We start from the raw sequence: 26570 nt of genomic DNA, 5'->3' as shown, positions 1-26570 counted from the left end.
TAAAGCCCCACACCAACCCTCCCCAAAAGGGAGGGAGCGCAAAGCGACTTAAAATCTTTGTTCTTTATTTCTTGCTCTTTGTTATTTGCTCCTTAATCTTTATTCCTTGCTCCTTAATCCTTGCTCCTCACTCTTCCTGCTCGCTCCTATTCAAAAATATCAGTGATACTGAAAAATCCTTTTTTGTCTTTAAGCCACTCTGCAGCAACCACAGCACCTAAAGCAAAACCTGCTCTGCTGTGTGCTGTATGTTTAATTTCTATGTCGTCTACCTCGCTGCTGTAAATCACCGTATGCGTTCCTGGTATGTTTTCAATGCGATGCGATTCAATGAGCAGTTGATCTGCTTTCGGGAAAGCTTCTACATCTGTTCCTACAACTTCATTTAACCACTCCGTCTTTCTCTCTAAATTATCTACGATACCTTCCGCTATTGTAATTGCTGTACCACTTGGCGCATCTAATTTTTGTGTGTGATGAATTTCTTCCACTTGAACCTCATAGGCCGGGTAGTTATTCATCAGCTTTGCTAAAGTTTGATTTAACTTAAAAAACAAATTAACGCCAATACTGAAGTTAGACCCATAGAGCAAAGTATTGTTACTCGTATTACAGTCATTTTTAACTTCCTGCAGTTTGCCGTACCAACCTGTTGTACCTACCACGACAGGAACATTTGCATCGAAACACGCACTAATGTTATTTAAAACCGAATCAGGTGTACTAAAATCAATAGCCACATCTGCCGATTTTAGGTTCTGCCTGGTTAAATCATCCTGGTTATCAATGGATATTTTTAGCACGATTTCATGACCGCGTTCAAGGGCAAATTTTTCTATAATCTGTCCCATTTTGCCATAACCTAAAAGCGCAATTTTCATGGATTTATTTTTAAAAAGTTAGAGATAATTTTAAGGCTGGCATGGCTCTAAAGCTATACATGCTGTTTGAATTTATCAATGTAGGAACCGCTCTGAAGGATAATTTATCATCGATATTAAAGAAGTGCAAACGAGCCGCAACGTAAGCATCTACCACGTTCGCGATGTAAACTAAACCGTATGAGAAAAGTACAATTTGCTTGTTTCTCCTGTAAGTATCTTTACCGGTAGTTATTCCCGAAGTAGAAAACTCACTTCCATCCGCTTTGATAAATGGCCCATTAGGATCTGCCTTACCGCCGTTATTATTCCGATACTGTAATTCTTTCAGGTACAAATCATATTGTTTACTACTCTCGATATACGACAGCGTCAATACGGTGAACCCACCATAAATGGCACCTATTTTACCTATGGTGTAAATGCGTTGAAAGGTAAGATTTTTACCCGCCCTGGAACCATCATTCAATAATTGCAGATTGTAAATCTGGCCAAGTCCGGGCAATATTAATGATTTTAAAACTGCTTTTCTCCCAGCAACTTTACCAGGGTTTACATATTTGGATTTAACTGAATCACGCTGCGTCATTACTTTAGGCGAATCTACTTTCATAGGCCTATAGTTACGACTTTTCAGCGTATCAGTTGCTTTTGATACTGTATCTTCTACCTGAGCCGAAGCTTGGTTTACCAGAAAAAACGTAACCGCAGCAACCAGTATTAAAAGCTTATTGAAATGCATTACCAGTCTAATAATTCTAAAATTCGGTTCAAATCGTCGTCACTCATAAAAGGAATCTCGATGGCGCCTTTGCCATTCTGCGAAACCTTTAATTTTACACGGGTAGCAAATTTAGAAGCCAGATCATCCTGCAGTTTTTGATATTGAAAAGAAACGCCCTTTACTGCTGGCTTTTCTTCGATTTTAAGTGGGGAATGCTGTAAATTACGAACCAGTTCTTCAACTTTACGCACCGACAAACCTTTATCTAAAATCTCCTGATGGATAAATAATTGTTTATCAACACCATCAACATTAATCAAAGCACGGGCATGCCCCATCGATATTCTTTGATCGCGGATGGAGGCTTGAATGGCTGGTGGAAGTTTCAACAAACGCAAATAGTTGGTCACTGTGGTACGGTTTTTCCCAACCCTTTCGCCCAACTGTTCTTGTTTTAAACCCACTTCATCAATCATCCTCTGGAAACTTAATGCCACCTCAATGGCATTTAGGTTTTCTCTTTGGATGTTTTCGATCAATGCCATTTCCAACATCTGTTGGTCGTTAGCACTGCGAATATATGCCGGTACTTGTGTTAAGCCTGCTAGTTTTGAAGCCCTAAATCTACGCTCACCAGAAATTAACTGGTATTTGTTTGCGCCGATTTTTCTTACCGTAATGGGCTGGATTAACCCTTGCACTTTGATGGAATCTGCTAGCTCATTTAAAGCTACCTGATCAAACTCGGTACGTGGTTGATAGGGATTGGTTTCAACTTCCGTTAAACTTACATGACTGATATTACCAATCTGCTCGGTTTCACTTACAGCATTTACTTGCTGTTTTGGTGGATGAGAAGATTCGCTATCATCTAAAAGCGCACTTAACCCTCTTCCTAAACCTGTTTTTCGCTGAAAAGATGTCATCTATAATTTATAAAGTTGCTGTATCTATATTTTCTTCTTCTTTTAACAGTCCGTTTTTCTTCACGATTTCTCGGGCAAGATTGAGGTAATTAATTGCGCCTTTGCAATTGGCATCATGCATAATTACCGAAACGCCATAACTTGGCGCCTCACTTAAACGGGTATTTCGCTGAATAATGGTATCAAAAACCAACTCATGGAAATGCGTACGAACCTCTTCAACCACCTGGTTTGATAAACGTAAACGAACATCGTACATGGTTAATAAGATTCCTTCTATTTCCAATTCAGGGTTTAAACGGTTTTGAACAATTTTAATTGTATTTAACAATTTGCCCAAACCCTCTAACGCGAAATATTCGCATTGAACCGGAATAATAACCGAATCGGCCGCTGTTAAAGCATTGATGGTAATTAATCCTAAGGAAGGAGAACAATCGATGATAATGAAATCGTACTGATCTTTAATTTTTTCTAAAACCGCTTTCATTTTATACTCACGGTTATTGAGATTGATCATTTCAATTTCGGCACCAACCAAATCAATATGCGCAGGTAACAAATCTAAATTCGGAGTATCTGTTTTTTGGATAGCCTGGGCAGGGTCGATATCGTTGATGATACACTCGTAGATACTGTCCTTGATATTCCGGGGATCAAAACCAATACCTGAAGTTGAATTCGCCTGAGGATCAGCATCTACTAATAAAGTTTTGTATTCTAAAACGGCTAAACTCGCCGCAAGGTTTATAGATGAAGTTGTTTTACCAACACCACCTTTTTGATTTGCTAATGCAATTATTTTGCTCATCTATCTATCCGAAATTTAATAATGCGTATTTGGGCGCTGTTTATTTATGCCTTTAAATCGGCAAAAAGTTCTATTTTTGCGTTATTTACGCCCTTTTTATCAATCAGCTAAGATACAAACTATATGGTAATTTTAGCAAGAAGGTCTATCGGGTTTTAAACATCTTATTAACAATTCATCCATGATCACAATTATAGCTGCCACCAACCGACCCAATAGTAACACGCTAAAAATTGCTAAATATTACCAGGCGCAACTGAAAATAAAAGGCTACGAGGCTGGCGTTTTTAGTTTAGAAGATTTGCCTGCAGATATTTTAAATACGGATATGTTCGGGAAGCGGTCGCCAGCATTTCAAAAAATCCAGAATTTGATTAGTGAGACAGACAAGTTTATTTTTGTGATGCCTGAATACAATGGAAGTTATCCCGGAGTGTTGAAGGTAATGATTGACGCCGCCGATTTCCCAGGAAGTTTTTATGATAAAAAAGCAGCCCTGGTTGGTTTATCATCTGGCAAATATGGAAACATTCGTGGAGTAGATCATTTCACTGGGGTGTGCCATTATATTCATCTGAATGTGCTTCCATTGAGGATACATATCCCTAACATCAAACAAGAACTGGATGCAAATGGGAGTTTATTTCAAGAAGACACAGTTAAATTTACGAATGAACAGATAGATAAATTCATCAACTTTTAACCAGGATCTTGAAGGACTTAAAGATTTTAAGATCAATGTCTTCACTCGTTGCATGCCTGTGCTCGTTTCTAACGAGTGCAAAATAGCTTATCGATTTAATCGATTCTGTGCCTGTACTTGTCTCCAATAGATACAACACAAGTCACTATTTTTCTAAAGCGTAAACCGCAAAGGAAGCTAGCCAGTGATCGCCACCATAATTACCGGCAAAAACCAGAGGCAATGCATTAGCTAAAAATTTGTTAGCTGTGCTTTCAAAATGTTTTTTCCATTTATGGTTTTCTGGCAATTCTTTCGCAATTCCTTTCATGCACCATGCCCGTGTGAAGGATAAACCCACTAAATGAACGCCCTGATAATCGTTTATATCGCTGATGATCGGCAGATCGCTAATCCTATCGATACTTCTTTTTTCATAGAATTGATTTAGCCAGTTTACAAAGTCTTTTTTTGGAAGAACCCGCCTCATTAAATCGGCTATCTCTAAACTTGGCGAAAAGAAATCAGATCCATCTGGCTCAAGGTAAGCTGGAGTTGCCTTGTTATCTAAATAGAAAGCTTTTGCCTTTTCTTCAATCTGTTTTTCGAATGCCACATCTTTAAAAGTTCTTGCCCAATCTAAGGCAAACACTAAACCAAATGCCGTATTAGGATGTACGCCTGTTCTGTTAGGGTAAGTCTGCTTTGGCAAATAGGCTTTCCATAGCTTTAAAATCTGTTGCGTTAAGGGTTGCAACGCGGCATGCCATTTTTTAGCATTCGGATTATCCCAGGTGTACAATTCCTGATCAAGCTTTAATAACCAGGCCCAGCCGTAAGTGCGCTCATAAGTACTGGCCACCTGATATTTAGTGAAATACTCTGCCTCGGCTTTCATCTTATCAGGTGAAAAGGTTTTATCCAAAACCGCAATAATTTCAGTCTTGCTTTTAAGATCAGGAACCGTTTTTAGCAATCGCAGCAACATCCAATGCCCGTGGACAGAACTATGCCAATCTAAACAACCATAAAAAGCGGGATGCAGTTCACTTGGCAGCAGCCTTCCATCAACTGCTGTATTGGCCACATGCGAAGTTTTATTGGGAAATTCCTGAATAATGCATCCAAGCGGCATCTTAGCCAGCTTTTCTGCAACATCAGCAGTTAAAGTGGGTACAACCTGTGCCGAAGCAAATACGAACGAGAATATAAGAATGCAAAAGGAAAAGCTTTTTTTCATGATTGATTTAATTATAAGCCATTTAAATTATCATAGGGAATGATCTCATAACCATTTCAAATCTCTCACACCATCGGTTTTTAAGCTCCAAACCTGATCCATTTATCACCTTCGTGGCCGAAGATAAAAGAACCAGGGTGAAGCATTTCAGCCATATCTTCAATCAGCGACACAGCATTTTCCGCTGATCTTTCCCGGTTAACATCATCATTAAGCAAAATGATTCGGTTGTTTTTTACTGCTTGCCAATCGGCATCTAAAACAGAAGGAACCTCTCTCATCAGATCGGTAAGGGTTTTTCCAGGTTGGTAATAAATAATAAAAGCAGCACTCATCACGTCGGACTCGATCATTCCTCCAGCTAAAGCAATCTCTTCTGTAAGGAAATAACTTGGATTATTGTTTACATCCAATAAAGCCACCGGCATTTTATCCATAAACTTAATTTTATGCTCAACTATATCCAAACGCTCCTGTAAATCATCACGTTTTGTAGCATCCAAGCCAATAAATAAATCGTTTAAAAAAGACATCTGCATTAAATTTATTAATTTGTGCAAAAATAACATTCCTTACCGCATGCAAGGCTCATTTAGATATATATTTTGGATTTTTTGTCTTATCATCTGCATTTCCTGCAAACAAAAAAGTATTAACAGCGACAAAAAAGTGTTCAATATCAATCTGGATCAGGGCCTGACTTCTCTCGATCCGGCATTTGCCCGAAACCAAAATGCGATTTGGATGACCAACCAAATTTTTAATGGTCTGGTGCAAATCGATTCAACGTTGCAAACTGTTCCGTGTATTGCAAAAAGCTGGGAGGTTTCTGCAGACGCATTGACCTACACGTTTAACTTACGCAATGATGTTTACTTTCAGGATGATGAAATTTTTAAAAACGGAAAGGGAAGAAAAGTTGTTGCCAGCGATTTTGCCTATTCATTTTACAGGTTAATCGATCCAAAAGTAGCTTCCTCTGGCGGTTGGATTTTTAGTGACAAAGTCAAAGATCAATCGAGTTTTAACGCAATAAACGACAGTACTTTTAAAATTCAGCTGGTTCGTCCTTTTCCACCATTTATGAATTTACTCACTACACAATATTGTTCGGTGGTGCCAAAAGAAGTGGTGGAGCATTACGGTAAAGATTTTCGAAGTCACCCGGTGGGGACAGGTCCTTTTAAATTTAAATACTGGAAAGAGGGAGAAATTCTGGTTCTATTAAAAAATGAACATTATTTCGAAAAAGATAAGGCAGAGATACAATTACCTTATTTAGATGCCGTTAAAGCTACTTTTATCACCGACAAACAGAGTGGTTTTATGAGTTTTTTAAAGAAAGACCTCGATTTTTATTACAACGTTGATGGAAGCTACCGTGATGATATTCTGACGAAAAGTGGTAAGATGAGCACCAAATACAAGGGCAAGTTTACCTTAACCAAAAGCCCGTATCTATGTACGGAATACGTCGGCATTTTGGTTGATTCTAGTTTAGCCCTGGTAAAAAACTCTCCACTGAAAATTAAGAAAATTAGACAGGCTATTAATTATGCGATTGATCGCGACAAGTTGATTAGATACTTGCGCAATGGGATCGGCATTGCTGCAACTTCTGGATTCATACCGAAAGGGATGCCTGGATTTGATAGTGTTGCCGTTCGGGGTTACTCCTACAATCCAAAGCTTTCTGCCAAAATGTTAAAGGAAGCGGGTTTCCCTGATGGAAAAGGTTTGCCGGAAATCACCTTGAATACTACCACTACTTACAAAGACTTGATCGAATTTATTCAAGGAGAATTGACCAACGTGGGCATCAAAGTTAAAATCGATGTGAGTCCGAGCGCAAGTTTGAGAGATTTAATGTCCAAAAACAGTGTGAACTTTTTCCGTGGTTCATGGCTAGCCGATTATGCTGATGGCGAAAATTTTCTTTCGATGTTCTATTCCAAAAACAAAGTTCCCTTCGGCCCAAATTACTTTGCCTTTTACAATAAGGAGTTTGATCGGTTATTTGAACAAAGTTATTACGAAACCGATAACGAAAAGCGTTTTGCACTGTACCGCAAAATGGACCAGCTGGTGATGGACAACTCACCTGTGGTGCCATTATTTTATGATCAATCGGTAGTGATGCTACAAAATAACATCAGCTGCTATGCATTTAACGCCTTGAGCTTAATGATTTTGAAAGGCATTAAAAAGGATTAATATCCTCACTTTTCTCTATCCATCAGCTTGCGTTTTAAAAAATCTGCCGTGGCATCACTCACTTTTACGCCATTAGAAAACTTCATCCAATGGTGGGTATCATCAGGAATAGCCAGAAATTCAAAATCCATCTTTAAATCTTCAAAGCGTTTCGCTAAATCTACACTTTGATTAAAAGCTACGTTGCGATCATCATCAGCATGGATGATCAAGGTCGGGGAAGTCCAGGTTTTAACATAGGTAACCGGTGAAGATTCATTTGCAATTTTCGCCGCCAGATCCGCATCGGGAGCAGGGGTTTTCCCTTCGATCGCTGCACTACTAAATCGACTGTTAACACCGTGAATGTCTACACCTGCAGCGAACAGTTTAGAATCTTTCCCGAGGGCTAAAGCCGTTAAGTAACCGCCATAAGAGCCGCCATAAATCCCTATCCGTTTAGGATCGATATTGGCTTGATTCGCTAACCACTCCCCTGCAGCCTTTATATCCTGATATTCAGAAGCACCTTGAGCTCCGGCATTTTTAGGCTTGTGGAAATCATATCCATAACCCAAACCCAAACGGTAATTTACAGAAAGTACCGTAAAACCCATACTCACCAGGTACTGATTCAAAGCATAATCAATGGAGTAATAATCCATCGGGCTCCAGCCCAGATACATTTGGCGTTGGGGTCCACCGTGAACATAAACAATGGCCGGGTGATTTTTAGCAGCTTTTCTAGGAGAAAAAAGTTGTCCATAAACGGTATTGCCATCAGCCGCTTTGAAACTAACATGTTTTGGAGTTACCATTTCCGATAGCGGAAAATCTTTTGGAATCAATTCTTCACCAATTAGATTTATGGTCCCTCCTGCTTTCAAAAGCGCTGGCAACAAGGGCCGCTGTGCCGTAGCACTTAAACAAAATACCTGTTTTGCATCACCCGAAAATACTGGATAAGCTTCGATACCCAAACCCAAACTCAAAGGTTTCATATTTGCTTTGTCCACATCAACATTATAGATATGTCTTCGGTCTAAATCGTGAACGTCCTTGCCGGTGTTGGATGCAAACACCAAAGTTTTTTTATCGTTACTTAATTTGATGTTTTCAACGGTGAAGTTACCAGGAGTAAGTAATATTTTTTGTGATCCATCAGCTTTCATGGCATACAAATGCGGCCAGCCATCCTCATATGAAGCAAAAACAATTCTGTTATTGGCCCACATTAAGTTCGCCCCACCTTCTATCGATGGAAAAGATCCACGTAATGTTTCCGGGGCCTTCCAGATCTGTTTGCCTTTTTCTGTTTTAAGATCAGCTGTCCAAATCGCCCAGGGTTGGTGTTTGGCTTTTAATATAGAATCTGTTTCTCCGCCAACTCCTTGCGTCCTGATAAAGGCAATAGCGTCTCCGTCGGGCGACCAAACAGGAGAATTATCCCTGAAAAACGAAGGCGACAACCATTTAATTGGCGTTTTTTGATCTTGATAAATCCCTATGAATGAATGATCGGTACGATTACTTACAAATGCGATCTTTCCCCCATCAGGCGACCATTTATAGGAAGTGTTAGATCCTTTTACGCTAATAATATTTTTTGCTGGTGAAGCGCCATCTGCCGGGCTCAGATAAATCTGACCTCCTTTTGCAAAGAGGAGCTGATTGCCTTTTGGTGAAAATACAGGGTTATCACCTTCGGAAATTGAATTTATTTTACCCCCAGAAAATGGAATGGTAAAAATCTCTACCTTGGGTGGGGTTGGTAAAGAAGCCGCATTTACTGAACCGCCATCTCTTCCGCCATGATCGCCACCTTTGACAAAAACAATCCATTGGCCATCAGCAGAAATAGAAAGACTGGTCAGCTCCTGTCCATCATCTTCATTGAAGTTGGTTATTTTTACCGCTTTATAATCGGGCGCTTCGGCAGTATAAATATTTCTTTTACCTTGTTCATTAGCTGCCCAGGCAATTTTAGAACCGACAGGAGATGCTACCAATTGCGATGGAAAAGGATAACTAAGTACGGATTTAATGGAAAATGATTGCGCAAAAGCTGAGGCCATTGAAGCAAATACCAGTAAAGTAAAAAGCGCTTTCTTCATTATAGGAAATTTCTGGATAATTTATACAAAAAAGCCCTAACCAGTAAATGGGAAGGGCTTGAAAATGGTTTTTTATAAAATTGTTACTGATCCCACCATAATCTTGTGGTTCTTGGTACATCAACAGGAACGTTTGCTCCATTTTTACTTCTTTCACCCTGAGTGTAATCCAGGCGGCGAATGAAAGTTGGCAATGCATTATTCACTGGCAATGTAAAATCTTTGTATTTATAATCGAAACGGCGAGCATCATTCCAGGCTTCTGGGTTGAGATAGGTGGCGATATATTTTTCTTTAAAGATTAAATCTTTAGTAAGAGCAGCTGCACCTACAGAAACCGTAGGCCTTGCTAAATAAGCAGCCTTATCTGTTGCTTCAACCTGAAATTTATCCATGTTCGCAGAAATTCCTGCCAAATACGCGTTATATGATCTCGTTCTGTCGGTATCAAAAGCAGCTTCTGCTTCAATAAATTTTAGCTCTGCGTAGGTTACCAGAAAAATTGGAGAAGTGTTTCCGCTCCAGGGAGAATTCTGTGAGATATAATTTTCATTTTTCAAAGTGTTTGCTCCGGGAGGTCGATTACCTGCTCCGTTTACAGTGCCAATCCATTTTCCATCAACGGTTAAGTCAGTAATTTTTGGTAGTCGTGGATCAATCGGACCAGGATATGATGTCCCGTTTAATGCGTCTATCAGTTGCTCAGACAACCAACCACCTAAAGATTGCTGTGAATTGCTTAACGCAACTCCGGCCCAAAAATTACGTTCTCTAAAAGTCTGCATTCTTGCATCTTCATTGTTATTAGCGATTGATTTGCTCACAGCATCTAAAACAGCTGCCGGATTGTAGCTAGCGTTTTTACTTACTTTATTCAATAGTCTGGCTTTTAAAGCGTAAGCAAATTTTAACCAGTTGGCTCTTTCAGTTGCAGGAGTAGTGCCATAGATTAAATCGCTGGCTGCCGCTAATTTTACTGCTGAGTTTGTTTTTGCCAACTCCACAATGGCCTCATCAATCAATGCCATAGAAGATGCATAAACATCTTGTTGCTTATCATACTTCGGAACTAAATTATTGATATTGAAAGCTTCAGAAAAAGGAGCATCGCCCCATAAATCATTCACCATGATCAAATTGTAGGCAATGATCACATCGGCAACGCCCTTATATTCACTTGAATTTTGAGCAATTGCCAGCTTTTTCATTTCATTGGCATCAGCCATAGCAAAATATAATGCATCCCAGGTACCGCTAAAATCTATGGCCTGGTAAGTATCGCCGGCGCCATTGGCAGCAGGATTGGCTGTATACTGCACGTAAGGCAAAATAATACTCGCCACATTATAGTTATTTAAACCCGCTTTATAAGTAGAAGTTGCTAATAAGGCGTTTAAGGTTGGGTTAGCAACCTGGTTTGGATTATCTGATAGTTTATCAAAGTAACTATCCTTACAGCCTTGCAAACCTAATGTTGCAATCATGGCCGAAAACAAGGTATATTTTATAATCTTTTGCATCTTAATTCTTTTTAAAAACCAACATTAAGCGTGAACAGAATCTGACGTGAAGATGGATAGGTAAATCCTGCAGAGCCATCATTGTTGCTTCCTGCATCATAAGAACTTGATTCAGGATCTACGCCGTAATATTTTGTCCATAACCACAAATTGTTTCCCGTAACCGATAACGAAGCGTTTTTAATTGCTTTTGCAGGTAACCAATTCTGTGGAAAACGGTAAGATAAACTCGCTGAACGTAAACGTACCCAGGAAGCATCAGATACAAATGGCTCAGATACATTTCTGTAATAAATCCGGTAATAACCCTCGCCGTAATTAACACCATCAGGGCCGGTAGTTTGGCCGAGCCAAACTTGTTTGGTATTCGGCGTTCCATTTGCAAGTACACCTTCAAATGTTTTAAACGATCTTCTGTCTGTTGTGTAATCTGGCAAGCCAAATGCCGAATAAAAATCTTCTAACCAGTTATATTTCTCGAAACCTAAACGGGCATCAAACAACACGTTTAAGCTGAAGTTTTTGTAGTTGAACGTGTTTCCTAAACCAATAATATAATCTGGTTGAGAGTTACCTAACAATCTTTGTGTGCCACCGGAAATAATTGGAAAACCATTTGCTCCGATTAGTAAAGGAAGGTTTTTATCTAAAACGATTGGATCTTGAGGGTTTGGAGAATACCTCTGGAAATAACTTCCATAAATATTTCCGTAAGGCTGGCCTTCTATCAGTTTCATGGTTACCCCAGCATTTCCATAACCTCTCGCAGCGCCATACACAATCTCTTTAATGCCATTAGGCATGTTAAGCACCTTGTTTCTATTTGCCGAAAGGTTAAGGTTTACGCTCCAGTTGAAATCTTTACCTACAATTGGTTTACCATTAATTACCAATTCTACACCTCGGTTACGAATATCGCCCGCATTAATTGATTTGGTTACATAACCTACAGCTGATGAAATCTGGGTTTGAATAATTTGATCCTGACTTAATGAATAATAGTAAGTGAAGTCAAATCCCAAGCGGTTTTTGAAAAACGACATTTCCAAACCTGCCTCGTAGGTGTTTGTAAACTCTGGTAATAAATCAGGATTACCCAGGTTAGAGGCAATTGTTAAACCACCCGTGCCTGTTGGTAAACTACCGTAAGGAGAATAGCCTGTAAAAGTAGAATATTCCGAAGCATCCTTACCAATCCGTGCATAAGACAACCTTAGTTTAGCCTGATTGATCACTGATGGCAGTTTTAAATGATCAGAGAAAACGTAGCTTAAACTTGCAGAAGGATAAAAGAATGATCTGTTTTCTTTTGGCAAGGTTGAAGTGATATCATTTCTTCCTGTAACGGTTAAGAACAGATAATTCTTATAATCAAACGTAGCCTCTCCAAAATAACCCACCAAACGCTTTTCGCGGAGGTTTTGGCTTAGTGTTACCACCCCTGCGTTAGTAAGATTAAAGAAATTATAAATCCCTAAAATACTACCTAAGGTTCCAATTTCTTTAATTCGTCTGTCGTAAAGTTCTTGCCCTAACCTTAAAGTACCTGTGATGTCTTCCCCTAATTTAGTTGTAAAAGTAGCAACTAAAGTACTGTTCAACGTTCTAAATTTGGTATTGTACTCTCCATAAAAGCCCTGCTCATTATCATACATCGCTTCACCGGTATACATTGGGCCACGAGCTGTTCTCACCCTGTTATCATTATAAGTATCGATACCAAAACGATACGACAGATTTAACCATTTTGCAGGATCATAACTTAAACTTGCACCGCCAATGAAGCGGTTTACATCGCCTTTAAGCTTATTATTAGCGGTTCCCCAAATCGGATTATTTGTTCCAAGATATTTTTGAGAACCATCTGCATTTTCATAATCAGAAACATCGTATCGAGGTGAAAAATAAGCTAAACCTTCTCCAAACCGATCGGCGGCATAAGTATAACCACCAGAATTGGTAAAGTTCATGTTAACAGAAGCCTTAAACTTTGGACTAATAATGAGATCGGTATTTAGTCTTGCAGATAAGTTTTTATTATCCGTATTAGGCATCATCCCTTTTTGGTAAAGTTGCGAGATGGAGGAGAAAAATTTAATAGCATCACTTCCACCAGTTAATGAAACCGAATTCTTAACCTGCTGTCCAGTGCCAAAAGCCTGATCATAATTATTAAAAAGCTTATCAGGATGGGTTGGATCAATTAATTTTGCTTCAGCAATTGTTGGTCCCCAAGCTGGTCCGATACCACCTGGAGGATTGGTATAAACACCTAAAACCCCTTGTGTATACTCTGTTTGAACTTTCGGACTAATTAACACATTCTCGAAACCGTAAGTACTGTTGAAATTTACCTGGATTCCATTTTGTTTACCTCTTTTTGTGGTAATTACTACTACGCCGTTTGCTCCTCTTAAACCATATAAAGCTGTCGCTGCACCACCTTTTAAGATGTTAATGGTTTCAATATCTTCAGGATTTACATCAGAAGCTCTATTGGTTACCCCTCTCGAGCCATAAGAATTACCACCTGGATTCGCACCCACAGTTGAAGTTGAGTTATCAATCTGTACTCCATCAATTACATAAAGCGGATCGCCAGAAATGTTTGGGTCAATGGAGTTTACACCCCTAACCCTGATACTTGCACCCTGACCAGGACCGCCACCAGTACTTGAAATAGTAGCACCAGCAACTTTTCCCTGTAACGCATTAACTAAATTGGGTTGATGGTTATAGTTTAAATCTTCCGATTTAACCGTTTGTGCAGCATAACCTAAAGATTTTGCCTGCCTGGTAATTCCTAAAGCTGTAGAAACGGTAACTTCTTCAAGCTGTTGTGAATCTGAAGCCAACGCCAAAGCAATTGTAGTTCTGTTACCAACAGTAACTTCCTGTGTTTTGTAACCGATTAAACTGACTACTAAAACTGCAGATGAAGAAGGTACCTGAATAGTAAAACTACCATTACTATCAGTTGATGTTCCGGTAGTGCTTCCTTTTACTTTAACGCTGGCGCCAGGTAATGGCCCAGAATCATCAGAAGAAGTAATTTTTCCTGTTATTGTTTTTACCTGAGCCATAGAAGGAAGACCCGTTAGCAAAACACACAGAAAAAATAGTGATGTAAAGATTTTTCTCATATCTCTATTATTTAGGTTAAGGTTTGTTAGTTAGATGCAATATATAGTTTTTATAAATAAAAAACCGCATAAAAACTGAGCAAAAACTGGTTAACTCTAAATAAATAAAGAAAATTTCCATAAAACCTGCAACAAGAATCAGCCATATCGAAATTATACCGCAAAAACAAGCATAATCTTTGCTAAACAAACGGGTTACAAGATAATTTCCAGACCCTAAGTGTATTTTATACACCGTAAACAAAAAAGCCTTCGATAAAAATCGAAGGCTTTAATATTTGTCTCTAAATTTTATTGTTGAATGCCGCCCATTCCGCCACCACCTTGTTGTTGGTCTTGTTTAGCATCATCATTTTTAATTTTTTTCTTTTCTGTGAATTTCAATTTACCAAAACTATAACTGAAGTTAACTCCAAAAGAACGAAGCGGATAGTAGATATTCATGCTTTGATATATTGTACCCGTAGCATTTACCGCATTATTTACTGTTTTAATATGAAGATCTTTTGTAAATGGATTTAACACGTTTACTCCAATGCTTCCTTTTTTCTTAAATAAATCCTTTTTAAATGAGGCACCGTAAATATAAAACGGATCTGTAACGCCTTGATAAGTACGCACTCTTGAGGTAATAACATTGAATAGTTCAAAATTATATCCTTTACCGAAACCGTAAGCCGAACGTACAAACCAATTGAAATTGAAGTAAGTTCCAGTATTAACATTCGTTTCGTTATTCGTTACCGAGTAAGTACTACCAACAAAATTGGTCATCAATGTCCATTTTGGTTTAGGATTGTAAGAACCGAACAAGTTAAAGCCATAGGTTTCTGCAGTACCCACATTAATATACGAACTCAAGGTTTTGTTAATTCCATTTTCTGTAACAGGTGAAATAGAACGCTCTATTACGCCACCTGTACGACGATAAAATAATGAAGCCGTAATAACTGAACCTTTGATATAAGTGTTGTAACCCAATTCAAAATTCTGACTTAACTCAGGATCCAATTGTGGGTTACCTTGCATGATATTAAACTGGTCGCTTTCGTTACGGAAAGGATTCAGATAATTCTGGGTTGGTCTTTGAACACGGCGATTATAGCTCAATTTCAAAGTAGCCCCACCTTTTAAAGTTCTGGAAAGAATGGCACTTGGAAACAAGTTCAAATAATCATTTTTCTGGATTCCGCTGTTTTGAGTATTAAAATCAATCTGTGTATACTCTGCTCTGACACCACCTTTGAATTTCCATTTTTTCGATAAATCGAAAGCAATTACACCGTAAGCTGCACCTACATTCTGGTTATAATCAAAATCTTGTGCAGCAATATCAAACTGACTTTTGATATCGCGTAAAATAGCTTTTGCACCAACCTCTAAAACGGTAGCTTTTGAAAACGGATAAGTATAATCCGTTTGAAAAGTATACTCATTGTTTTTACCCGTATTGTTGCTATTGGTAATTAAGCCTGTCGGGAAAGCCGCAGAGGTAAGTGTATTACTGAAACGTGTGGGATTTCTACCTGCGGAAAGCTGTGCAGAAATGGAAAATTCTTCTCCCTCCTTCTTACTCGTTTTACGGTAATCCACGTTCCAATCTAAATTCCTGAAGGTCATTTCCATATCTCCAATATTTGCTGCACCAATGTTGTTGATGATATAATTGGTTTCACTTGGTCCTCCGTTAGAAAAGCTATTGATTTTAGCTGTTGTGCTAATGTTATTGTACGCATTAAAATCATAATCTAAACCCAGGCTTCCGTTGTAGCCATCACGTCTCCACTTAGAAAATCCATTTTGCGAAATGCTATTGGTTGTACCGTTCAAATAAGTGGTATTGGTTATAAATTCTGTAAGCGATTTTTGCGGATAAGCCAGGTTAGTACCTAAACTGGTATTCACACTTAAACGGCCAGTTTTAGCAGTTAAGTTAAACGCTCCATTGTTCTGGCGTGTTCCAACTGATGCATTAACACTTCCGCTAACACCTTGTGCGGTAGATTTTTTAGTGATGATATTTATGATACCTCCCGATCCTTCAGCATCGTATTTTGCAGAGGGACTGGTAATCACTTCAACACTTTTAATTTGTTCTGCCGGAATCATTTTCAAGGCATCAGCTACACTGCTGGCCATTGTTCCTGAAGGTTTACCATTGATTAACACACGAACAGCCCCGCCACGCAATTGTACATTTCCCGTCGCATCAACCGATAACATGGGCACTTTACGCATCACGTCTGTAGCATCGCCACCGGCATTAGTTCCGTCAGCTTCAGCGTTGTAAACCATTCTGTCGATCTTATTTTCGATCACTGCTTTTGTTCCCTGAACCTGTACATCAGCCAACGTATTTTCTGTTGAAGAAATATAAATGGTTCCTAAATTCTGATCGGGTTTTGCCGGCGTGGTGTTAACCAAAATAGTTTTGGTCTTGTAACCCATAAAACCGATCATCAATTTATAAGAATCAGGCGCAACATTTTGCAATGATAACTTTCCTTTCGGATCTGTTACCCCACCGTTTACTGATTTATTATCCTTTGTATTAATAAGCGAAACTGTTGCGTAATCTATAGGCTGTTTGGTAACAGAATCTAAAATGGTTGCCGTAACGCGGCCAAAAACGCTTGGTTTTTTTGCACCTCCACCTAAACCACCGGGAAATTGGGCCTGAGCGTTGATAAATATTCCCAGCGATAGGATTAAGAGTAAAATTCTTTTCATATTAGTTTGTTAATCTTTGGTTATTAGTCGGCGGAAGAGGCCATTTGTTACAATGCAGGAGAATACTTTTTCGCAACTTCGTTAATTTAGTCGGCAAAGGTGCAAATTTTTCAGACAATAACAGCGTAAAAATGATAGACCACTAGAAATGTAAAAGGAAAGAAAAACAGATTACAAAAAAGCAAAAAAAACATGCTTTTTATCCGTCATTCAATTTCATTTGGTAGTGATAGCGATATGATTACGGAGTGCAAATATCCTTAGAAAGAATAGATCTTTTCCAGAACATTGAAGCATTGAACCAACCGAAGTAGTTTAAGTAAGAGACATTAGAGGATAAAATCAATATGCACTGTCTAACCACCGCATATTGATTTTATCAGGGAAAAATGGATTCTGTCAACAGAATTGACTATACTTTTCTTATTTTGATGATCCGCATCCAGTGCAAAACCTTCATTACCGGATAGGTTGGATCAAACTCCCACCATTTAGTAGCAAAGTTCGGACTATTGGGTTTTTTATGGTGATTATTCTGAAACAACTCGCCCATTAATAAGAAATCCCATGGTAAAGAGTTTTTGCTATGGTCATCGTTATCGTGGTTGGAATAACCATATTTATGCCCGCACCAGTTAACAATGGCGCCATGTAACGGACCCATTAAAAAATGAATTGGCAACAAAATAAACAACCACCAATGGTTTGCAAACATGATATAAAAACCGATATAAAATAAACCACAAGCAATTCGCCATAACCAAGAATTTCCAATCTTATCAACAATAGGCCATTCAGGATAATTACCCTGAAAAGCCGGCTCAGGCTGTATCTTAAACTGTAAATAGTTCATATACATATTCTTTGTAGCAATCATCATCCCGAAAACATCTTTAAAAAAATGCGGGGAGTGCGGATCCTTTTCCGTATCGCTATAAGCATGGTGCATACGGTGCAAAATAGCGTAAGCCCTAGGATTCAAGAATGATGAACCTTGAGAAATAAGTAAAATTAAATAAAAGAATTTTTCCCAGAAAGGTTCCATCTTAAACATTTTGTGCGATGAATAACGGTGAAGGAAAAAGGTTTGGCTAAATAAGGATAAGAACCAATGGCAAAGAAAGAAAATGAGGATAATCATGTATTGTGTGTATGCTTTATTAACGTATTTTATCTACGTTTAGTTTTTGGCGGTTAGAAAACCAGGTATCCAAAGGAGGAGTTATAATAATCCTGCCCGATTAAAACGAGCAGGATTTAAAAAAATATTATCTGCCAAAATCATCCTGAACGCGAACGATATCGCTTTCATCAGATGGGTTTGATGAATCCGTATGTTGCCAAATCTCAGCTACAACACCCCAGTCATCTAAACCGATTAAACGGTGGCGTTCACCTTGTTGTAATTTAATTTGATCTTTTGGGGCGTATGTTTTCACTTCACCCTCTTCGTCAGTCTGACTGGTTTTAATGCCTACTGTACCGGTAACCACTTGCCAGATTTCGGCTCTGCGGTGGTGGTATTGCCATGATAAACGGGTATTCGGAGCAACGATCAATATTTTTGGACTTAACTTACCGCCAATTTTTAAACTCTCTACATCTAAGCCATCAAAATAAGTATCAGCAAATTGTTGAGCCTGCGCCTCATCAATTACAAAGAAACCACCCCAAGGACGTGTTTCATCGCGGTTTACCACATTAAAACCTTCAATCTTTAAACGTTGTGCAACGCTGTCAAATATTTCTTTTTTATCGTTTGTCATTACTAATTAAGTTGTTTTAAAGCTAAGAGACTGTAAACAATTTGGTTGATCACATTCTACAGTTTTGGCAAAAATAATGCTTATAAATTAAAAACTCCTTTTTAACGCTGCATTTTTTGGTAATATTTTCGAGCCGTTCAGAGTCTGGAGAAAACGAAAAGTTTAATCTTCCGCTGTCGAGAGGAAAAGATTAACTTCGATGTTGAATCAGAAAAATATTTCTGTATAAATTGGATAGTCGTTAAAACTTTGGTACTGGAAGGTTATTCATTTGGAAGCGCTTCAACTTTTAGTTTGGGGAAACGAAGCGATATCAACGTTATTTTACTTTAGCGAAAGCTATATTTTGTGAATCCTGTTCTGCACTAAGCTCCTGGGCTTTGATTTTATTCATTGCCATTTCAATAGTAACAGAGGCATTTGGTTTTTGATATTGATCAGAGATAGACGCTGTAACGGATAATATTTGTTTAAGTGTGGCAAAGAATTGACGATCCTTATTTTTTACATATTGTAAATCTCTACCAGATTCACTATAGCTCCTATTTACATTTTCAGCACAGTTTTTCTGGTAAGCATCCAACATTAGCAACTTGTTTGTAATAGCCTCTAACGCTTTTTTCGACAATAAAAAACCTTTTATTTCTACCACTTCATTGTTTTTTAAAACATAGGTATGGCCATCAAAGACAACTAATGAATTGGAGTTAAAAATTGATTTGGCTACTGGGAGCGGAATGCGTAACCGTTTAATTAAGCTTTTATTGAATTGGTATCGCTGATCAGCCAATTGCTTAACATATTGGTTACCATCAATAGCCTGATTTATATTCTGTGCATCAGCATGATAAATAAAACTGGAGAGGAGAATGGCGATAATGAAGATGTTTTTCATGCTTAATTTTTGATTCTCAAAATAACACAAAAATTTTCAAATTATGTATAATAAAGTTTACAATTTACTTTACACTTGAACAACTAAAAGTTGTATAGCTAATTTCCCCGTAATTTTTAGCACAAAAAAAGCCGATTTAACTTCATAAATCGGCTTCTTGCGGAAAGTGTCGAATTGAATATCAGCCTAATAATGTGCAATAGGCGACCAAAATATTTTTCCAGTAATACCTGAGTCTTAATTGCAATTACACGGCTTTGGTACAATTCTGTCAACCGAGTTGATTTTCTAGTCCTATCTAACTATACTCAACTTTGTTGTTAAACTATTTCACTTCAAATGTAATGAGTACTGCTGCATGATCTGATGGATATTTTATATCATGCTTTTCGAGAACCTTTGATGTTAACGGTATTATATCATCGCCTTTAAAATAAACATAATCAATTCTATCTTTAAATGCTTCCGGGAACTGAGGACTCCATGTGATGCCCCTTTCTTTTAACGGGTCGGGATGTAGTACTCGATACGCATCTTTAAAGCCGGCCTTCTCTAACAAGATTCCAGTTGGAAATGGCATAACGTGTCCCTTATTTAAGTGTTTTGTGGCAGTTGTCCAATCTAAGTGAGAACCAGTATTAAAATCTCCGCAAAAGATAATAGGTATATTTTGTTTTAATTCTTTTTTCATTGCATGAAGAATATCATTCATCTTAGCTGCATTAACCCTTTGTTGTTTACTCATCCATGATGCGCTATCGAGTTTTACATTTTTCTCTAAATCATCCCAATAATCGAAAGGGTAGTTAATCCAGTTTGTAACAAACAATATTTGCTTTCCATCACCCAGGTAGATATGTGCACCACCATTATTGAAGGGTGCCTCACCTTCTATCGTATCCCCAATTGGAAATCGACTCATGATGGAGAGATTAGTGCTACGCAAATAGAAATAATAGCCCAACGCGTCAGCAATTCGGGCCCCTGACCCATAGGTTTCCTGCATTGAAATGATATCAGCGCCCGATGACCTAATCACATCAGCAATTCGCATCGGACCAACATATTTCCCAGTTTCATTTCCACCATGCCAGATATTGTAATTCATTACGCTAACTTTCTGTGGATTGAAATTCGTTTTATTTTTGGTTGGTTTGCCAGCCGCTAGTTCATAACCTGAGAGTATTTGTTTTGAATCTAATATTCCATCAAAAACCAGAACCTCATCAATCATTCCATTAAATGTGTCCCATTGTAGTAACTCACCTTTTGCTACTCCTCCAATATTCAGTTGAGATTCCTTATTTAATCCAGCCAATTGCGGGGTTGCATAAATAGCCACATTAATACCATCATAATATAAACGAACTTCTTTCTTTAGATGATCAAATGAATAGACCAGCTGATGCCAATCCCCGTCGGTAATGGGCTGCCGTTGCAAAGTGGGTTTGTAATCGTATCTGTTCTTACCCTTAAATCCGCTCCAATACCAGGCCCCGTTAGATTGCTTTCCCAATTCCAGAACATTTGACGAACCATCAGGCAATTTCGTTGTGGCTGTTAGCACAGCATAACTTTCATCATCTTGCATAGAAGCTTTCACCCAAACTGAAATGGTATATGATCCGTAAGCTATTGACGGAGGCAACTTCCTTTGAATGGGCTGTCGAAACGCAGCACTTTCGCTCAGGTCTAAACAATCACCGCTTATCCCTTTTGAAGTTTGGTAACCAGTTAAGTCAGTTTTACTGAAATGTTCTTCGAATAATATTTTATGCTGTGCTTTAGCAAAAAAGGTAGTCACGATAAGTATTGTTGCTAATACCGCTTTCATTAATTCTTATTTTAATACTTATGGATATTGTTCCACAATTTAGAGATCACTCAGTTTTAAAAAGCATTGCTTTGAAAAAATCTACTATGCCTGAGCTTTTTCTATGAAAATGGTCAAGCATAGTAAATCGGTGATTTTGTTGCTAGCTACTCTACTTTACAGTCCACATCACTCCGTTAGTCGTATCTCCATCGGGATATTGACTGGCAACGGCAGCTGCAACATTTGATGCATTATTTTGATATTCATCTGTTGGATAAATCCATCGCTTTGGAACTTTCCCACCATTTAACGTTCCCGGGCCAACACTAAAAGAAGGTATCCCCGTTCTGCGTTGATCATAAAATGGTTCCCATCCTGAGTTCATAAAGAATGAGATGTACTTTTGAGTAAGTATCATGGTTAAGCCATTGCTGGCATCATATTTAACCAAACTTTCATTCAAATAATTAGTGGCCGTTGAGCCAGAAATCTTATAGAACGCAAGTGAAGCGAGTATACCATTGTTATAATGACTTTCAGCACTTCCGGTTGTCCAGCCTCTCACAATACCTTCTGCAATTAGAAATTCCTGTTCTGCATAGCTAAGTAAAATCATGGGCTCATTGGCAGGAGCGGCAAGACTTGAATACCGTTTGGCGAGTAAGGAAGCGTTTGCGGCGGAACTTTGTTGTGCGGCCGGCGTTAAACCAGCGTCAACTCCGTTATAACTTGAAAATACGCCTGCAGTCTGCCCAGCTATGGGTTCTGCGAAAGAAAATATTCTCGGATCTCTCCGTGCTTTCAGTAAATTCACAAACGATAATTCAGGAGAAACTAAAGAAGCTACACTTAAGCTTCCTGCCGTTGGGTAATAATTGCTTATATCTGAAGTGTTATAAACAATCTGTGCATTGTCGGCAATGCTTGTCATCAAAGGATATTTGGATGGATTTGATACAATGGAATTAAACTGAGATTTGATATCAATCTTGGAGTTGCCTTCGCGTTTTGATAAATGGATTAACATTCTCAACCGGTAAGCATTGGCCAATTGCTTCCATCGCTTAATAGTTCCCCCGTAAATAATATCGCCACTAATGGCAGTTCCACCTTCTGCCAATTGCGAATTTGCCAATTCCAATTCGTTTAAAATGCCTGCATAAACATCTTCTTGTGTAGAATATTTTGGTTTTTCAATTCCACTTTCTACCATTAAAGCTTCCGCATAAGGCACATCGCCGAAGGTATCCGTTAATTGGCTAAACAATATTGCTCTGAAGAAATGGCCTAAACCTGCATAACTGGTATTTCCCTGAGCAAGTTCTTCCATTTTCTTTACCTGCCTTAAAGTATTATATGCACCAAAAGACGAGCGACTCCAGTTGTAGTTAACATATTCGCTTGGGCGTTCGTAATAGGTTAGGTGCCGTACAGCATAAGCAGAACCCATCGGATCAACATTAAATACCGAATTACAAATATTTGTTAGCAACAGTGCAGGTGTTGCTGTAGTAGGTAAATTTGGGTTTTCTAAATAATAATCGAATTTTTTACAAGCGCCCAGCGATAGTAAAACTGTAAACAAAACAGTGATTTTCTTTATATTCATGACAATATCTTTAGTGTCTAAAACTTTAAATTTAAATTGAACCCGATATTGCGGGTTGTTGGTTCTGCTAACGAAAAATCTGTATAACCATCAGGATCCATGTAAGGAACTTTAGACCATAATGCAAGATTACGCCCTACAATTGATGCACTTAAACCTTTAAAGGGTGTTTTCTTAAGGAACGCTGCAGGGATTTGATAGCTGAATATAATTTCTCTCAATTTCACGAAAGTACGGTCATATAAGTTGGCACCTTCTACACCGTTTGCATAGTTTGCAAATACAAAATCTACATAGTTAACTGACGTTGTATTTGGAGCAAACGTACGGGTATCGCTGGTTATATTTCCTTTTAGGTCATAGGTTACTGTTCCCCCAGTTTGAACTACACCACCATTATTATAGGTTTTTTTGTTGGCATATGCATCGTCTCTGAAACTATTTGCTGTAGCAGGATGCATACCGCCTTCATACATTTTGGCCTCTAAGCCGTTAAACATTACACCACCAACACGTCCATCTATGGAGAAGCTCAAACCGAAATTTTTGTATCTAAATGCATTGATCACTCCAAATTCCCAATCAGGGCCGGTATAACCAAGATTTATCACTTGATTGATGTATTGCGGAATTCCCGATTGGTGAACAATTTGACCATCTGGTGATCGTTGCCAATCGTACCCACGAAAAACATCAGTTCTGTCTCCGACTTCCACGCCGCCTCGTATTAAATCACCGTTGGAATATTCTTCAACTGTTCTGCGTAATCTAGAATAATTGGCCGTAATATTCCAACTGAAATCTCTCGTTCTTACAGGCTCACCACTTAGAACAAGTTCAATACCACGGCGTCTATATTTATCTCCATTGGTTTGGGCCGATGTAAAACCTGTTGCAATAGATAAAGGGATGGATACCACATTATCTACCAAGTCATAATTAAAATAGGTAAAGTCTAACCCAATTCTGTTCCTTAAAAACCTTACTTCAGCTCCATACTCCTGAGAAACAGTTTTATTTGGCTTTAAACCTGGTAAAAGAATTGAGCCTGGCGTAATCAATGATGGATTTCCAGCCCAACGTGAACCAACTGTATAGTTTGTCAGGGTACTATAGGGATCTACATCAGTTTTAGCATTTGCTAATGCACCTCTTAATTTAACCATGGATATTACTTCTGGTAGTTTCACCATTTCAGATACGATTAAACTCAACGAAGCCGAAGGATAAAAATAGGTATTGTACGGTGATTGTAAGGCTGAAGACCAGTCGTTACGACCTGTTATGCTAAGGGTTGCTATCCTTTTATAATTTAAATCGACAGAACCGTAAGCGCTGTATACCAGTTTTTCGGTTAATGAATTGGAAGATTTAAGGGGGTCTCTCGAGTTTGCGAGGTTATACCACTCCGGAACTGCTAAACCACCAACTGTATTAGAGGCAAGACCATTCGCCTGATCAAGGCGGCTACTTGCTCCTGCTCTTGCAGAAACATTAAAATCCTTTAAAAACGTTTTGTTATAAGATAATAATACATCAGTAACGACACGTAAAGTATTGTTTTTACTCAAACTGTAATTTCCAAACGGCGCTGCATCTGTTCCATAGTTGATATAACTGTATGGAATTTTACTATCGCTATTTGCCTGATTATTAGTAATCCCTCCCCTAACCAATAGTTTCATGTCTTTATTAAAGTCGTAGGTCATGTTCGCCTGTGCAACCACAACATCATTTGTGTACTTACGAACCTTCTCTCCTGCCAGAAACCATGGATTATTGTACCAACTGTAATTATAGGTAAACTGTTCTGTACCCTCACGCCCTGGTTTCCAATAATTTCTTAGGTCATTGATATCTACTTCTGGGCCCATCCACAACACGATGTTGTATAAATAGTTATCTGGGGAATAACCCGAAGTTGGATAGTTTGGAGAATATTGTTTGTTGTAGGACAGACTTGCTTCTGCTCTTAATTTATCATTTATTTTGAGGCTACCGGCTAAATTCAAAGTAGTAGAATTTAGTTTTGTTCCAGGTACCTGCCCTTGTTGATAAACCTGCGATGCCGATATTCTATAGTCAGCACGATCGGTACTGCCTGCAAAGTTTATGTTGTGAGTAGTTAGTAAGCCGTTGTTCAAAAAACTTTTTAGGTTATCATCACTTCTAGTAATCCAAGGTAACGGTATAAGCTTTCCTGTGGCCTGATCTCTCGGACTATTGTATTGCGCAATTTCGACAAAACCGCTTTTAGTGGTCGGATCCGGTACATTAAGCTTTGGGCCCCATACATAGCCATAGCCATCGTTTATTCCCCCGCCCTTTCCATCTACAAAAGAATACTGTCCATTAAATCCCATTCCATACTCTGATTGGGTTTCTGGGATACGCAAAAAACCAGCTTGGAATTGAGTGCTTGTGTTATAGGCCATTTCTAAACCTGGCGCACCTCCCTTACCTTTTTTGGTGGTAATCATTATGGCGCCATTTTGAGCCAATGAGCCGTACAGCGCAGCGGACGCCGTTCCTTTGAGTACAGTTACATTTTCAATATCATCAGCATTAAGACTCCACATATCAAAATTTGCAGGCGCAGGTACTCCGTCAATCACGATTGTTGTACCAGCTCCTCTTAAAGTAATTCCAGGATTTTCAAAAAGGGTAGTTTTGGTTTGAACTTGCAAACCAGCTACTTTTCCTACTAAACTAGTCGCTACGTTGGCTTCTCTAGCAACCTGCAATGCTGCACCTTTAACTTCTTGAACGGCATAGGTAATCTGACGTTTCTCTTTAGTAATACCAAGCGCAGTCACAACAACTTCTTGCATTAAAATTTGAGATGATTTAAGAATTACATCAATACGGGTTTTGCCATTTATGGCAATTTGTTGTTGTTCAAATCCAACATAGCTAAATATTAGGGTTCCGTTTTCAGGTGCTTTAATAACAAATTGCCCGTTGGCATCTGTCACTGCAGCGCTTTTAGTTCTATCTTTTACCACAACCGATACCCCTGAAAGTACTCCTACTGAATCTCTGACTGTTCCGGAAATCGAAATATCTTGTTGACCGGTATTGACAACCTTTTTATCATCAGCAATACTGCTAATAATAATTGTTCTGGCAATTTGCTTGTAACTCATTTTCCTCGAACTCAGCAATTCAGTTAATACCTGATCGAGCGAAGCATGCTTAACATCAATTGTCACTGGTCGCGATTGTTTTAGCAATAAATCATTATAAAAAAACTTAAGTTTTGTTTGCTTTCCAATTTCTGAAAGCACTTTAACCAGCGGGTAATCTTTTACTGAGAGATTAATCTCTTGTGCATTACCGGAAGCAAATAAAGCACTTGTGAAAAAAAGAACCAGAAACACAGTCAATTTCATGGTAATAATAATTTTAGTCGATTTTGAATAGTTCACAGGACTGCCATTCGGCTTTTTGCCATAGCGGAAATAATTCATAATTTTGGTAGTTAGAGTTGTTTACAGTTGTTCAGCTTTGCATTTTTACG

The 26570-nt window shown here is 38.5% G+C and carries 18 protein-coding genes; 2 read left to right on the top strand and 16 right to left on the bottom strand.

Going from position 1 to position 26570, the window contains the following annotated elements; translation table 11 throughout:
• Nucleotides 1-146 precede the first annotated feature (146 nt).
• The 4 genes from dapB to ACZZZK_RS17910 are packed head-to-tail and all read right to left on the bottom strand — an operon-like array spanning nucleotide 147 to nucleotide 3342.
• Nucleotides 147-881 (bottom strand): 4-hydroxy-tetrahydrodipicolinate reductase, encoded by a 735-nt coding sequence (gene dapB / locus ACZZZK_RS17925; protein WP_463485310.1) that lies wholly within the window; start codon nucleotides 879-881, stop codon nucleotides 147-149.
• Between the two features lie 10 nt (nucleotides 882-891).
• Nucleotides 892-1623, bottom strand: coding sequence for a DUF5683 domain-containing protein (locus tag ACZZZK_RS17920; RefSeq protein ID WP_463485309.1), 732 nt, complete (start codon nucleotides 1621-1623; stop codon nucleotides 892-894).
• A complete protein-coding gene (locus tag ACZZZK_RS17915; protein WP_056848689.1) occupies nucleotides 1623-2531 on the bottom strand; it encodes a ParB/RepB/Spo0J family partition protein in 909 nt (302 codons plus the stop codon). Before ACZZZK_RS17915 ends, ACZZZK_RS17920 begins: the two co-directional genes overlap by 1 nt.
• A 7-nt stretch (nucleotides 2532-2538) precedes the next feature.
• Nucleotides 2539-3342 (bottom strand): ParA family protein, encoded by an 804-nt coding sequence (locus ACZZZK_RS17910; protein ID WP_056848688.1) that lies wholly within the window; start codon nucleotides 3340-3342, stop codon nucleotides 2539-2541.
• A 181-nt stretch (nucleotides 3343-3523) separates the two neighbouring features.
• On the opposite strand from ACZZZK_RS17910, the gene ACZZZK_RS17905 reads away from it, so the two are divergent.
• Nucleotides 3524-4045 (top strand): NADPH-dependent FMN reductase, encoded by a 522-nt coding sequence (locus ACZZZK_RS17905; RefSeq protein ID WP_463485308.1) that lies wholly within the window; start codon nucleotides 3524-3526, stop codon nucleotides 4043-4045.
• 145 nt (nucleotides 4046-4190) lie between these two features.
• Here the strand turns inward: ACZZZK_RS17905 and ACZZZK_RS17900 are convergent, their stop codons facing one another.
• Both ACZZZK_RS17900 and ACZZZK_RS17895 read right to left on the bottom strand, forming a co-directional pair.
• Nucleotides 4191-5264, bottom strand: coding sequence for a DUF2891 domain-containing protein (locus tag ACZZZK_RS17900; RefSeq protein WP_463485307.1), 1074 nt, complete (start codon nucleotides 5262-5264; stop codon nucleotides 4191-4193).
• An 80-nt stretch (nucleotides 5265-5344) separates the two neighbouring features.
• Nucleotides 5345-5797, bottom strand: a complete 453-nt coding sequence (locus ACZZZK_RS17895; protein WP_463485306.1) for a substrate-binding domain-containing protein — start codon at nucleotides 5795-5797, stop codon at nucleotides 5345-5347.
• A gap of 136 nt (nucleotides 5798-5933) precedes the next feature.
• Between ACZZZK_RS17895 and ACZZZK_RS17890 the strand changes: the two genes are divergently transcribed.
• The gene (locus tag ACZZZK_RS17890; RefSeq protein WP_463485305.1) at nucleotides 5934-7478 is read left to right on the top strand and encodes an ABC transporter substrate-binding protein; all 1545 of its coding nucleotides are present in this window, start codon (nucleotides 5934-5936) and stop codon (nucleotides 7476-7478) included.
• A gap of 5 nt (nucleotides 7479-7483) precedes the next feature.
• Here ACZZZK_RS17890 and ACZZZK_RS17885 read toward each other — a convergent pair whose 3' ends face one another.
• The 10 genes from ACZZZK_RS17885 to ACZZZK_RS17840 form a co-directional block, all read right to left on the bottom strand.
• Nucleotides 7484-9571 carry a S9 family peptidase gene (locus ACZZZK_RS17885; RefSeq protein WP_463485304.1) on the bottom strand — a complete coding sequence of 696 codons (2088 nt, stop codon included), beginning with the start codon at nucleotides 9569-9571 and terminating at the stop codon, nucleotides 7484-7486.
• Nucleotides 9572-9654: 83 nt separating this feature from the next.
• Complete coding sequence (locus ACZZZK_RS17880) at nucleotides 9655-11091, bottom strand: SusD/RagB family nutrient-binding outer membrane lipoprotein (RefSeq protein ID WP_463485303.1); 1437 nt, start codon at nucleotides 11089-11091, stop codon at nucleotides 9655-9657.
• Nucleotides 11092-11102: 11 nt separating this feature from the next.
• A complete protein-coding gene (locus ACZZZK_RS17875) occupies nucleotides 11103-14234 on the bottom strand; it encodes a SusC/RagA family TonB-linked outer membrane protein (RefSeq protein ID WP_463485302.1) in 3132 nt (1043 codons plus the stop codon).
• Nucleotides 14235-14525: 291 nt separating this feature from the next.
• Nucleotides 14526-16964 carry a TonB-dependent receptor domain-containing protein gene (locus ACZZZK_RS17870; protein ID WP_463485301.1) on the bottom strand — a complete coding sequence of 813 codons (2439 nt, stop codon included), beginning with the start codon at nucleotides 16962-16964 and terminating at the stop codon, nucleotides 14526-14528.
• Nucleotides 16965-17376: 412 nt separating this feature from the next.
• Nucleotides 17377-18105, bottom strand: coding sequence for an acyl-CoA desaturase (locus ACZZZK_RS17865; protein ID WP_056848680.1), 729 nt, complete (start codon nucleotides 18103-18105; stop codon nucleotides 17377-17379).
• A gap of 127 nt (nucleotides 18106-18232) precedes the next feature.
• Nucleotides 18233-18730, bottom strand: a complete 498-nt coding sequence (locus ACZZZK_RS17860) for a cupin domain-containing protein (RefSeq protein WP_463485300.1) — start codon at nucleotides 18728-18730, stop codon at nucleotides 18233-18235.
• Between the two features lie 319 nt (nucleotides 18731-19049).
• A complete protein-coding gene (locus ACZZZK_RS17855) occupies nucleotides 19050-19625 on the bottom strand; it encodes a hypothetical protein (RefSeq protein WP_463485299.1) in 576 nt (191 codons plus the stop codon).
• A 325-nt stretch (nucleotides 19626-19950) separates the two neighbouring features.
• On the bottom strand, nucleotides 19951-21459 hold the full coding sequence (locus ACZZZK_RS17850; protein WP_463485298.1) for an endonuclease/exonuclease/phosphatase family protein: 1509 nt from the start codon (nucleotides 21457-21459) through the stop codon (nucleotides 19951-19953).
• Nucleotides 21460-21610: 151 nt separating this feature from the next.
• Entirely contained in the window at nucleotides 21611-23050 is a 1440-nt protein-coding gene (locus ACZZZK_RS17845) for a SusD/RagB family nutrient-binding outer membrane lipoprotein (protein ID WP_463485297.1), read from the bottom strand.
• 17 nt (nucleotides 23051-23067) lie between these two features.
• A complete protein-coding gene (locus ACZZZK_RS17840) occupies nucleotides 23068-26520 on the bottom strand; it encodes a SusC/RagA family TonB-linked outer membrane protein (protein ID WP_463485296.1) in 3453 nt (1150 codons plus the stop codon).
• Nucleotides 26521-26570 lie beyond the last annotated feature (50 nt).

The sequence above is a fragment of the Pedobacter sp. AC163 genome, from assembly GCF_979258665.1.
The sequence above is the reverse complement of the archived record's forward strand: the minus strand, read 5'-3'. Positions and strand labels throughout refer to the sequence as shown.

Bases quoted from the DNA above. Each gene is read 5' to 3' on its own strand.
- dapB (WP_463485310.1), bottom strand. From the start codon at position 881: ATGAAAATTGCGCTTTTAGGTTATGGCAAAATGGGACAGATTATAGAA.
- ACZZZK_RS17920 (WP_463485309.1), bottom strand. From the start codon at position 1,623: ATGCATTTCAATAAGCTTTTAATACTGGTTGCTGCGGTTACGTTTTTT.
- ACZZZK_RS17915 (WP_056848689.1), bottom strand. From the start codon at position 2,531: ATGACATCTTTTCAGCGAAAAACAGGTTTAGGAAGAGGGTTAAGTGCG.
- ACZZZK_RS17910 (WP_056848688.1), bottom strand. From the start codon at position 3,342: ATGAGCAAAATAATTGCATTAGCAAATCAAAAAGGTGGTGTTGGTAAA.
- ACZZZK_RS17905 (WP_463485308.1), top strand. From the start codon at position 3,524: ATGATCACAATTATAGCTGCCACCAACCGACCCAATAGTAACACGCTA.
- ACZZZK_RS17900 (WP_463485307.1), bottom strand. From the start codon at position 5,264: ATGAAAAAAAGCTTTTCCTTTTGCATTCTTATATTCTCGTTCGTATTT.
- ACZZZK_RS17895 (WP_463485306.1), bottom strand. From the start codon at position 5,797: ATGTCTTTTTTAAACGATTTATTTATTGGCTTGGATGCTACAAAACGT.
- ACZZZK_RS17885 (WP_463485304.1), bottom strand. From the start codon at position 9,571: ATGAAGAAAGCGCTTTTTACTTTACTGGTATTTGCTTCAATGGCCTCA.
- ACZZZK_RS17880 (WP_463485303.1), bottom strand. From the start codon at position 11,091: ATGCAAAAGATTATAAAATATACCTTGTTTTCGGCCATGATTGCAACA.
- ACZZZK_RS17875 (WP_463485302.1), bottom strand. From the start codon at position 14,234: ATGAGAAAAATCTTTACATCACTATTTTTTCTGTGTGTTTTGCTAACG.
- ACZZZK_RS17870 (WP_463485301.1), bottom strand. From the start codon at position 16,964: ATGAAAAGAATTTTACTCTTAATCCTATCGCTGGGAATATTTATCAAC.
- ACZZZK_RS17865 (WP_056848680.1), bottom strand. From the start codon at position 18,105: ATGATTATCCTCATTTTCTTTCTTTGCCATTGGTTCTTATCCTTATTT.
- ACZZZK_RS17860 (WP_463485300.1), bottom strand. From the start codon at position 18,730: ATGACAAACGATAAAAAAGAAATATTTGACAGCGTTGCACAACGTTTA.
- ACZZZK_RS17855 (WP_463485299.1), bottom strand. From the start codon at position 19,625: ATGAAAAACATCTTCATTATCGCCATTCTCCTCTCCAGTTTTATTTAT.
- ACZZZK_RS17850 (WP_463485298.1), bottom strand. From the start codon at position 21,459: ATGAAAGCGGTATTAGCAACAATACTTATCGTGACTACCTTTTTTGCT.
- ACZZZK_RS17845 (WP_463485297.1), bottom strand. From the start codon at position 23,050: ATGAATATAAAGAAAATCACTGTTTTGTTTACAGTTTTACTATCGCTG.
- ACZZZK_RS17840 (WP_463485296.1), bottom strand. From the start codon at position 26,520: ATGAATTATTTCCGCTATGGCAAAAAGCCGAATGGCAGTCCTGTGAAC.